Origin of the sequence: Edaphobacter sp., assembly GCF_035763405.1 — a bacterium.
Taxonomy (GTDB): domain Bacteria; phylum Acidobacteriota; class Terriglobia; order Terriglobales; family Acidobacteriaceae; genus Edaphobacter.
On record NZ_DASUBE010000081.1, the window covers coordinates 25,912 to 37,271 of the forward strand.

The following is an 11,360-nucleotide window of genomic DNA, read 5'->3' on the forward strand; positions in this document are numbered from 1 at the left end:
ACGACGGCTCTAAGAGGTACGGTGCGATGAAGTCTCCTCTTTGGCTGCGGCCTGTAATTGCAGCACTCTTCCTTTGCCTGTGTGTGGGGCCATCGGCCTGCTGGGGCACCGGGCCCGAGACAGCGTCCTACGCCCAGTCCGCCACGCTACCTAAGCCGGTGGCCGCCGACACGGTGAACATTCCTGGCCCGCTGCGGTCGTTTCTGCGCATGGCTGGAATCAGCCAGAAAATCTCGGCGCACGACGTCATGCCGCTGCTTGCCCGCAACGTCTTTTCACATGGCTATGAAGACGGGCATCAGCCGACGGAGTTCCTGCGCCTGCTCGACCGCTACCTGGACCAGGCGACCGAACTTCAGATACTGGCCGGATCGCACAACACCATCGAAGTCACAAATTGCGATGACGCAGGCACTCTGATTCAGATTCTCGGATATCGGCTGCGGCCGGGCTGCGGAACCACCAGCTTCTCGCTGGAGACTGCGAATCCGGACCGAGCCTTTCTGACCATTGATTCCGGCTTTCCGCTGGAGCAGTTAGAAGAGGCGCTTCAAACGGGCAAGCCCTTCGTCCTCAAGTACACGCCAACCCAAGTGCCGATTCTGCTGAAGGAGCGGGATTGGATTGTGCTGGCTTCATCCAAGGACCGTGGATTCGGCAAGGGCAACCTGGTGGATGTGCTGCTCTACAACCCCGACATTGCGCGCCTGTACTGGGCGCTCTCGAAGAGCGACGATGAGACGCGGACTGCGATGGCGCGCTCAACCGGCCTGCGAAGGCTGCTGCCATTTGCCGATACCCTGGACTTCTATGGAAGCCAGATCAGCATCCACGAAGGGCGCGTGGCGGTGCCTGGCGGACCGTCTGCCGTGGCGGGTTGGAAGGAGTTGGTGGGAGTAAGTCCGTCGGCGCCGGGCGAATTCGTGCCGCGTCTACTGGCCAAAGATCGTGGCTGGCTGGCGGCCTACTTCGATGTGCTGTCGCGTGTTGACCAACAGCAGCAGGCAAGGTTGACCGAAGGGGCGCGGCTGCGCCATCTCTATGAGGCGTTTCGAGACCCCGACCTCGACACAGATGCCTCGCGTGGTGCATTCCGCAAGGCCGCTGACCTGTTGGTGCTCTACACACGGCTCGAATGGGATCAGAACGGTGAGCCCAGAATTCCGGGCAATCTGGACGTGTGGCAGCAGGTCTTCGCTCAGAAGTCAGACTCGAAGGTGGTGCGGAACTGGGGCAAAAAGGCGCAGGGATGGACCCGTCCGGAGCAACTACTGGAAGGGCTGACGGCGATGTCGCGCGTCTCCACCGACCAGGGGCCACTGCAAATCTATCTGATGATCAGTGAGATCGATCGCAGGCGTCCGGTAAGCGATCGGCTGGCCCCGGGGACGGTAGCTGAGCTGGCGAAAAAATATGCGGAGTATGGCAACTGGTACCTGGTCTTCAGCGATTTCCCCGAGTTGGCTGACCAGTCGATCCTGCGCTTCGTGAATATCGCGGAGTCGATCGACAAGATCTCGAACCAGAACTTGCGGGCAAACGTGATGGGATCGTTTCAGGCCAACATCGGCTTGTGGCAAATTCTTGCGCGACAGGGTGAGATTCCTGCGAGTGCCCGGAACGATTCGTGGCAGAAGGTGATTGACCCCTTCAACAAAGTCACGACGTCCATCCAACTCTTCGACGCCGCACGCAGCTCGCTTAGCGAAATGTTGAAAGCAGCCGGCGGCAGCGGGAGCAATCCACAGGAGGAGATTGTGGATCTGTTGGCCGGGCCGCACCAGACAAGCGCCGACGGGCAGTGGGTGCAGGAACAAATCGCAAGTCGGATACGCTCCGTCATGGACGATCAGCGGCTGGTCTCGCTCAATACGTTGTTTGCGCTCGGCGACGGCCTGAACAAGATGGCCAACGGTGGCGCGCGCGACAGCTCGTTGCTGGGACTTGCCGGCGAACTCAGAGAGTTCGAGTTGCCACAGCCTATCTTTACGGAAAACGAGAAGATTACCTGGGCGCCGGGCATCTACCGCAGCCACCATGCCGAACTTCAGGTGCAGACAGACCTAAGTAAAGTCATCAAAGCCCCGGGCACGCGCGCGCAACTGGAGACGGCGCGTGGGCAGCTTGCTCCCTTCCTCAGGGACACGCTGGTTGGGCTGAACTATGCGTACTACGAGCCGCCCGGCGCACAGATGCTGCATGACAATCCGCTCTTTGTGCGCTCGCACGACTTCACCGGAATCTCGGTGGTCGGTGCTGAGGACCCATGGCGGTCGCCCATGCTGCTGGGCGTGGGGACACCCGCTGGCGGCGGAGCGTATCTGATGGGATCGCTCGCCGATCTGCCTTATTCACTGGCGACCGCGGAGCAGGAATTCATCTCTCCGGCAAACGTGCAGGCACTCATCTGGGAAGAACTGGTGCCGCAGCTTCTGGTCAATGCGACTCTACCGCGATGGTGGAACGTGTCGCACAACGAACTGCACGCGGTCGCGCTTTATCAGCGCGCAGGCGAGGAGTTGCTGACGGCTTCCGTAAAGGACGACGCACTGAGGAGCAAGGTGCTTGGCATCCTCTCCGATCGCATGTCCCCGCAGAGGATCGAGGAGACCATGGAGGCGCTCAGAACCTCGGACAGCATGAACGCGATGCTTCCGAAACTGATGCCGTCCGACACATTCTTTCTGACTGCGGAGTTCCGCGAAAAGTACCCGTCGGAGGCCGCCTCCTACGGGCCTGCAGGCCAGCAACTGGATGCGCTCTGCCACCAGGACCCGGCGGAAACCAGCCGCGACCGCATCGCTGAGGACTTTGGCGTGCCTCATCCAACGCTCGCTCAGACCGACTCGCTGGAGCTGTTACACCTGAAGCAGCTTCCCTTCTTTGCCGGCTATTCGAGCCGTCTCTTTGGCGAGTCATGGGAATCGAGCAATCTCTACTGGGCACGTCTAGCCGATGAAATGGGCTACCAGCCCGTAATGCTCAATCGCCTTGTCCCCTTGCTGACGTTGAATATGACCGCGAACATCTTCGCCACGAACCTCGACGACTGGCCCGCACTATTGCGCGCGATGCACGAGACAGGCGCCGAGCTGCGTGCAGGCAAGATCAAGCTGGGTCCCACCGCTGGACAACGTAACGCTTCGTTAGAGGAGACGACCAAAGATGCGACCGCGCAATAGAAGAGTGATGGCAAAGCAATATGTTCTGTTCCTCGGCCTGTTCGCGGTCGCCTTCTTTGGAGGTGCCGGAACCGTCGCCCAGGATGAGACCAACAGCATCCACGTGAATGTCGTGCTGGTGCAGTTGAACGTTGCCGTGACCGACCGCAAAGGGAACTACATCAGCGGACTGCGGCCGGAAGACTTCGCAATCTACGAAGACAACATTCCTGAGAAGACCGCGACCTTTGAGGAAGGCAATGAACCGACGCGCAGACTAATCAACGTCGGCTCAACAAACTCGCAGGAAGCTGAGGCCGAGCCCGCTTCTCCGAAGACCGACAGTGTGCCCGGGCAAGTATCGGCGGTGGGGCCAACGGTGTTCGGCGGAGGAGCGAATGTCTTCATCCTCTTCGACACCAGCAACTATATGTATCGCGGATTTGTCTTCGCTCAGGACGCTATTGCGGACTTTGTGCGTTCGCTGGTCGGCGTCAACAAAGTGGCGCTCTATTCGTATAGCCGCAACCTCTCGCGAGTGGCCATGCTCACGCCGGACCGCAACCAGATTCTGCGCAGTGTCCGCAGCACAGTCGCTGGAGACGATGCCGCGCTCTACAACTCGCTGCTGCTGACGGTCAAGGATGCAGCGAACCTGACAGGCCGCAAGGCAATCGTCGTTTTCTCGAACGGCCCCGACAACGCCAGCCTGGTCCCGCCCGAGGACGTGGCGGAGCTGGCCCAGTCCACCGGAACAATCATCTATATGATCAGCACACGCAAGGCGGAGGAAGAGCCCGTCTCGACCGCTGTCTTCGAGCGCATGAGCAAAGCCACCGGAGGCAAGGCGTACTTCTCCAAAGACTGGAAAGACGAGAAGCAGGCGTTCATGTCCATCCGAGACGACCTCGCGCATCTTTACTCGCTCAGCTATTATCCGCAGCCGAATCCCAACCGTGGCTGGCGGTCCATCAAGGTGAGGCTGGTCGGCAAGGACCTCCAGAAATACCGCATCCGTACACGAGACGGCTACCGCCTGCTCAAGCAGAGTCAGGCTCCGTCGATGAGTACCCCCGCACCCGGCCCGGAGTCGGCATCGAAGTGAAAAGATGGCTTGAGGGGTAAGTGGTAGATAAGGCGAAGGGTTGTCGTTGTACTGTAACCATCGCGGCCACCTGCTGGAACGATTGGAAAGATTTTAATCTTGACGAACGATACACCCGTGATGCTTAATTACAAACGCACCCGTTTAGCCAGCTAAGACAAACGTTTGTCTTGGTCAGACTCCGGCCTGGCTGGCCCGCCGGGATGCAGGATTTACGAGCCCCGGACAAACGAACTGCTTCGATGGCTCGTAGCCTGATGGTTCCGGACTCCGAACAGGAGTCGGAAGTGCTGGAGGTCGGGATTTAGTACTTGACGAGGAGTGAGCGCATGATGCCTAATGGCAGACGCGCTCGTGTACGCTGTAAAGACAAACGTTTGTCTTGATACGAAGTGGCCCATCAGGCGGGCCGGGCGCGAAAGACAGCGTTAACTGCAACATCTTTTTGGAGGCAAGTTATGAAATTGAAATGGTCGGCAATGATGCTCGCAGTCCTGCTGTGGGCAGGTTTTGTTGGGGTCGGGTTTGCACAGAGCACCAACTCCGGCGACATTCGAGGCATCGTGACAGACTCCAGCGGCGCAGCAATTCCCGGCGTCACGGTCACGGTCCTCAACAAAAACACAGGCGTGTCGAAGGGATACACGACCAACCAGGACGGCCTCTACGACACGTCCTCTGTCGTCGCGGGCACCTACTCGCTGACGTTCACCAAGCAGGGGTTCCAGACGTTTGTGCGGTCGTCGATCTCGATTCAGGTCGGCAACACGACGGTCAACGCGCAACTCCAGGTTGGCGCGGTGACGCAGGAGGTCGTGGTCAGCACGGACGTTCCGCTGCTGAAGACTGAGGGCGGCGACCAGACAACGACGCTCGAAGCCAAGACGATGTCGCAACTGCCACAGATTGGTCAGGACTGGCAGAACTTTACGATTCTTTTGCCCGGTGCTTCAGGGTCTCCCGGATTTGGAAATGCGTCGAACCCCGGTCAGGTCGCCTCTGTGAACGGCAACCTTCCCTATAGCACGGTGCTTGCGGACGGCGCGGCTGTTACGCTGCCGTCGAGCGCAAACGCTGACGTCATGGTGCTCGAAGACGTGCAGGAGCTTCAGGTCAGCGCATCCGCCTTCTCCGCGCAGTATGGAGTCGGCGGCATCATGTTCAACCAGATCAGCAAGGGCGGCACCGACAGTTACCACGGCTCGGTTTACGAATATAACCAGAACGACGCCTTTGACGCGGCGAACTATGCATTCAAGAGCAAGACGAGGAAGCAGGCACTCTCCAAGGTCCGCTATAACAACTTCGGGTTCTCCGTCGGCGGTCCAGTGATCAAGAAAAAGCTGTTCTTCTTCTTCAATTACGACAAGATCATCAACCACGGCGCGGCGTCCACCGGGTCAAATACAGTTCCTGATGCGGGCGCATTGGTGGGCGATTTTACCGGACCGGGATATTCGACCATTTACGATCCGACCACGACCGTCCTCACGCAGGCGACTGGCACGCGCCCACTTCCAAGCAACCCTTCCAAGACGCAGACATGCCCCTGCTACGACAGGACATCATTCGCGGCTGAATATGGAAATGGCAATAAGATCCCTACGAATCGGATTGACCCCGTTGCGAAGGCCATTGAAGCTTATTATCCGGCGGCAAACCAAACTCCTTCCTCCGTTGTCAACGGCGTCTCGAAGAACAATTTCTTCTTCAACGTGCCGAACTCTCAGCCATTCACCAAGTACTTTGGACGTCTGGACTACGACATCACCGGCAACAATCGGCTGACCGCATCGGAGACAGAGAGCGACAATCCGGGGTATTCAAACGGTCAAGGGATATGCCCAATCAACTGCCAGTACCAGGACGTCAGTCGGCATAACGCCCAGATCACAGACGTGTGGACGATCAGCCCGAACACCATCAATGAGCTTCGCCTTGGTTACACAAACCAGTTGAACTTCTTCGTTCCGGCATCGCTGGGTAAGGGCTTCCCGGCAAAACTGGGATGGAAGTTCGCCAAGGCCGACGTCTTCCCTAACGTCAATGTCAGCGGCTACTACGGTCTGGCATCCTCGACCAACGCCGTCTACAAGGAGCACGCCTACGATCCATCGGACGTAGTCACGATGATTCGCGGCAAGAACATCCTCCACTTCGGCGGCGAGTTCCTTTTCTTCCGCGATAACTCGACGGCCTGGGGCAACCTGAATGCCGGCACCATGGGTTACACCGGCGCCTACACTGCAGAGACGCAGGGTGACAGCAGCACAGGGCTTTCCTTTGCCGACTTCCTGCTTGGACAGACGCAAAACTGGAGCGCATCGGAGACACCTGAGTACGGCGGAAGAATGCGTCTGCCGCAGATGTTCGTTCAGGATGACTACAAGATCACTCCACACCTGACGTTGAACCTTGGCCTGCGCTACCAGATTCAGTCCGGTTGGGGTGAGGTGAAGGGTAACATGGCGAGCTACGATCCCACCATCCAGAATCCCGTCTCGGGGACGCTGGGTGCGATGTGGTACGGGTCAACCCACGCCAATGGCCGCACAACTCTTCAGAAGCCCGTATACAACACGTTGCTGCCTCGCTTTGGTTTTGCCTGGCAGTTCGATCCTAAATCGACTGTGCGCGGAGGCTTTGGCCTGTATGCCTATAACTGGAGCCTCGACACCTACGGCGGAGGCATGGGCGGCGCATTTGGCCAGAAGGGTAACGCTACGGACCAGACAAACGGTGTCGCGCCTGTGGTGCTCCTATCCTCTTCAGGGTCGAACCTTCCCTATATCTCAGCGACTACTGACCCCAGCAAGTTCAATGGCCAAAACGTTAACTACAACCCATACAAGACGCCAGTTGGCGGATCATACCAGTGGAACCTGAGCGTTCAGCGCGAGGTGAGCAACAATATGGCGATTGAACTCGCCTATGTGGCTAGCCATGGCCACGATTTGCCCTGGAACGCTGACATTAATCAAATACCCGAAGACAAACTCGGTCCGAACGACGTTGCTCTGGGGTATCGGCCCAATCCGGCGTTCAATGCAATCAGCGGCTATACCTCGCATAACGCAATTTCAAACTACAACTCCTTGCAGGCTTCGATTCAAAAGCGCATGGCCCATGGGCTGGAGTTCAACTTCAACTATGTGTGGGCGCATTTCCTCGACCAGATGGATTCGTCGGGCTGGGGTAGCCGCGCAGGCGGGCAGGCCTACCAGAACGCCTATAAGCTTTCCGAAGCTTATGGCAACTCGAACTTCGATGTCCGCAATGCCTTCAAGGGGAATGTTGTCTATCAGTTGCCCTTCGGCAAGGGGCGTCAGTTCCTGAACAACAACTGGCTGCTCGATGAGGTCATTGGCGGCTGGCAGGCGTCTGGCACGCTCGTCGTTCAGAGCGGTCAGCCGTTTACCGTGCTGATGGGAGGCCCGAACCTTTCGTACTCCCAGGCGGGGAACTGGTATCCGAACGTCATCGGCAATGCACACCTCAGCAGCCATGGAAAGTACCACGGAACACTCCAATGGTTCAATGAAGCGGCATTCGCAGCGCCGAACGCCGGAACCTTCGGCAACTCCGGACGCAACAGCCTGAACGGGCCTGGCCTGTCCAATGTCAACCTGTCCCTCGGCAAGAGCTTTGCCATCTGGGAGCAGGTGCATGTGCAGGTGCGGGCAGACGCGACCAATATCTTCAACCATCCCAGCTTTGGTCTGCCGGGTTCATCCGTCTCGGTCTGCTCCAAGGTGCAAAACGGTTGTACTGCGGATCAGGTAGCCGCTGGCGCGATTCAGACCGGCACCTCGACCATCAATGGTGTAACGATTGGCGGCCGAACGATGCAGCTCGGCGCTCGGCTCTCGTTCTGATAAACTCCGTTGGGATGGCGGATGCACTCCGCCATCCCATTTCTTTTTAAGTAAGCGATCCCTGTGGGGTCTGATGGTCTTCCAATGAAGTTGCTTTCTCTTCTGCTGCTCTTGAGCGTAGGTGGATTCGGCTCGGTGGCGGCACAAACGAGCGGTGCGTCTGTTGCGCAGCAGGTCCAGGCGCATGAGCGGCGGGCGCACGAGCTCTTGACCGAGAAGAAGCCCGCGTTGGCTGCGAAGGAGTTTGCCGCTGTCGTTGCACTCGACCCGGGCAACATCGACGCACAGGGAAATCTGGGCGTGATGCGTTACTTCGAGGGTGACTATGCCGGTGCCGAGCCGCATCTGCGCGCTGCCGTTCAGGCCCAGCCCAGTCTGACGAAGATTCAGGCGCTGCTCGGCATGTGCGAGCGCAATCTCGGCAAGACGGACCTGGCGAAGGCCGACCTGGCCGCTGCTGTGCCGTTGCTCAAGGAGCCGGGCATTCAGGTGCAGGCAGGGCTCGAGCTGGTCGAGATTTATAGCGCCGAGCACGATCTGGTAAAAGCAGCCGGCGTCATCGAGACGCTGCGGCAGAGTTCGCCGGCGAACCCGCGTGTGCTGTATCCGGCGTATCGCATCTACTCAGACCTTGCGGGCGAGGCGCTGCTTGACCTCTCGGTCGCCGCGCCGGAGTCGGGACAGATGCATCAGGCCATCGCACACGAGTTGGCGCGTGAGCGCGATCTGATAGGCGCAATCGCCAGCTTCCGCAAGGCGATTGCCGCAGACCCGAAGCTGCCCGGCATTCACTTCGAGCTGGCCGAGGCGCTCTACAGCTCCGATGACCCGAAGATCAAAGCTGAGGCCGAGGCCGAGTACAAGCTGGCGATCGAGCAGAACAGCCGGGACGAGAAGGCGCTGGCACGTCTGGGTGACGTGACCGCCGACAAGAACGACCTCGGCGGCGCGGAGGCGTATTACAAGCGCGCGCTGGCTCTCCAGCCGAACGACGCGGATGCACTGATTGGACTGGCGCACGTCTACTCGCAGAGGGGTGACGATGCCGCCGCGCTACCGCTGCTCAAGCAGGTGGTGGCTGCCGACCCGTCGAACGTCCTGGCTCACTTCCGGCTCGGTGGTGTCTACCGCAAGCTGCATCAACCTGAGGACTCGAAGCGCGAACTGGCGGAGTATCAGAAGTACAAGGACCTCAAGACAAAGCTCGGAGAGGTCTACAAAGATATGCGGATCGAAACTCCACAGGACGGTGCGAGCAAGTAGATGATCTGGCGTTCTCCTGCAAAAAGTCGGGAGTATCTGTCCGGCTGCATCCTTGTGATGATGCTCTGCTGCGAAGCGGCGTTTTACGGGCAGGCGGCCCACTCTCCCGCGCGTCCTGCGGCGAGACACGTGCCGGAGTTGGTGGACATCACTGCCTCGACCGGCATTCACTTCGAGCACCTGTCGAGCCCTGAAGCGAAATACATCGTCGAGTCGATGAGCGGCGGCGTCGCGCTGATTGACTACGACGGCGACGGCTGGCCGGACATCTACTTCACCAATGCGCCGAGTGTTGCGATGGCGCTTGAGGGCAAGAAAGCGCGCGGCGCGCTCTACCACAACAACCGTGACGGCACGTTTACTGACGTGACCGACAAGGCGGGAGTCGGCTATCCCTGCTGGGCGATGGGTGCGGCGGTCGGCGACTACGACGGCGACGGGCGTCCTGATCTGTTAATTAGTTGCTTCGGCGGCGTGGTGCTCTATCGCAACAACGGAGACGGAACCTTTACCGATGTTACGAAAGCTGCGGGTCTCGATAAGGACACAGGCTGGGCGACAGGCGTCTCGTTCGGCGACTACGACGGCGACGGCGTCCCGGACATCTTCGTTCCGCACTATGTCGATTTGGACTTGCATGACCTGCCGAAGTTCGGGTCGCTGAAGACGTGTCAGTACCACGGCATCGCGGTGCAGTGCGGGCCGCGCGGGCTGAAGGGCTCGCCGGACGCGCTCTATCGGAACAACGGGGACGGGACGTTTACCGAGGCGGCGAAGCAGGCGGGTGTGGACGATGCGAACCACTACTTCGGGCTCGGGTCGGTGTGGACGGACTTTGACAATGACGGCAAGCCTGACCTCTTTGTCGCTAATGATGGCGAGCCGAACTATCTGTATCACAATCTTGGCGGCGGCAAGTTCAAGGAGATGGCGCTCGACGCTGGCGTTGCGATGAGCGAGGATGGGGTCGAGCAGGCAAACATGGGGTTGGCTGTCGGCGATTATATGAATGTGGGTCGCATGAGCATCGCTGTGACTCACTTCAGCGATGAGTACGCTGCGCTCTATCGCAACGACGGGAACATGAACTTCACTGATGTGTCGCGGGTGGCGGGCATTGCGCTGCCCAGCTCGCCTTACGTGGGGTGGGGCGATGCGTTTTTGGATCTGGACAACTCGGGGTGGCTGGATCTGATACTGGTGAATGGGCACGTCTATCCGCAGATGGACAATGCGAAGCTGGGTATCTCGTACCGGGAGCCGAAGCTGGTGTTTCAGAACAATCGTGATGGAACGTTCCGCAATGTGAGCGCGGAGAGCGGGGCGGCGGTGCGGGTGCCTCAGGTGAGCCGGGGACTGGCGGTGGGCGACCTGTTCAACACGGGGCGGCTCGATGTAGTGGTCGAAAACCTGACCGGCGGGCCGATGATTCTGGAGGCGAAGAGCGATCCTCGGAACCACTGGGTCGGCTTTCAGCTTGAGGGCGGGTCGAAGAACCGGCTGGCGTTGAACGCTCGCGTCCGGGTGACGACGGGGAAGCTGACTCAGCTTGGCGAGGTGCGGAGCGGGGGTAGCTATCTCTCGCAGAGCGATCTGCGGCTGCACTTTGGATTGGGTGACGTGACGAGCATCGATAAGGTTGAGGTACTGTGGCCGGACGGGACCTCGCAGAGCTTTGAGAACATGGCTGCGGACCGGTTCTATCACCTGACGGAGGGTGGGAAGCTGATGGCGGAGGCGATTGCGGGACGCGCGTTGCGGTAGGTACCCCCCATATCTTAATTGCTAAAATCCTTCAAACAAAGGGGTTACGGCTAAAATACTTTGAACAAAGGGGTTATGGGTAAAGTGTTTTAAATAAATGGGTTATGGGTTGGATTTTTCCGGCCTTTGGGTGTGTGGTGGAGGACTCTCTACTTCTATTGTAGCGGGGTGAGGGAAACTCGACCGCCAGGT

At 59.1% G+C, this 11,360-nt stretch carries 5 protein-coding genes; all 5 read left to right on the top strand.

Going from position 1 to position 11,360, the window contains the following annotated elements; translation table 11 throughout:
* The first annotated feature begins 26 nt into the window (after nucleotides 1-26).
* The 5 genes from VFU66_RS07995 (at nucleotide 27) to VFU66_RS08015 (ending at nucleotide 11,168) form a co-directional block, all read left to right on the top strand.
* Nucleotides 27-3,182 carry a hypothetical protein gene (locus tag VFU66_RS07995; protein WP_326445713.1) on the top strand — a complete coding sequence of 1,052 codons (3,156 nt, stop codon included), beginning with the start codon at nucleotides 27-29 and terminating at the stop codon, nucleotides 3,180-3,182.
* 7 nt (nucleotides 3,183-3,189) lie between these two features.
* A complete protein-coding gene (locus VFU66_RS08000) occupies nucleotides 3,190-4,266 on the top strand; it encodes a VWA domain-containing protein (RefSeq protein WP_326445714.1) in 1,077 nt (358 codons plus the stop codon).
* A gap of 458 nt (nucleotides 4,267-4,724) precedes the next feature.
* Nucleotides 4,725-8,141, top strand: coding sequence for an outer membrane beta-barrel protein (locus VFU66_RS08005; RefSeq protein ID WP_326445715.1), 3,417 nt, complete (start codon nucleotides 4,725-4,727; stop codon nucleotides 8,139-8,141).
* 84 nt (nucleotides 8,142-8,225) lie between these two features.
* Entirely contained in the window at nucleotides 8,226-9,404 is a 1,179-nt protein-coding gene (locus VFU66_RS08010; protein WP_326445716.1) for a tetratricopeptide repeat protein, read from the top strand.
* The gene (locus VFU66_RS08015; protein ID WP_326445717.1) at nucleotides 9,405-11,168 is read left to right on the top strand and encodes a CRTAC1 family protein; all 1,764 of its coding nucleotides are present in this window, start codon (nucleotides 9,405-9,407) and stop codon (nucleotides 11,166-11,168) included.
* The last annotated feature ends 192 nt before the right edge of the window (nucleotides 11,169-11,360 follow it).

Bases quoted from the DNA above. Each gene is read 5' to 3' on its own strand.
- VFU66_RS07995 (WP_326445713.1), top strand. From the start codon at position 27: ATGAAGTCTCCTCTTTGGCTGCGGCCTGTAATTGCAGCACTCTTCCTT.
- VFU66_RS08000 (WP_326445714.1), top strand. From the start codon at position 3,190: ATGGCAAAGCAATATGTTCTGTTCCTCGGCCTGTTCGCGGTCGCCTTC.
- VFU66_RS08005 (WP_326445715.1), top strand. From the start codon at position 4,725: ATGAAATTGAAATGGTCGGCAATGATGCTCGCAGTCCTGCTGTGGGCA.
- VFU66_RS08010 (WP_326445716.1), top strand. From the start codon at position 8,226: ATGAAGTTGCTTTCTCTTCTGCTGCTCTTGAGCGTAGGTGGATTCGGC.
- VFU66_RS08015 (WP_326445717.1), top strand. From the start codon at position 9,405: ATGATCTGGCGTTCTCCTGCAAAAAGTCGGGAGTATCTGTCCGGCTGC.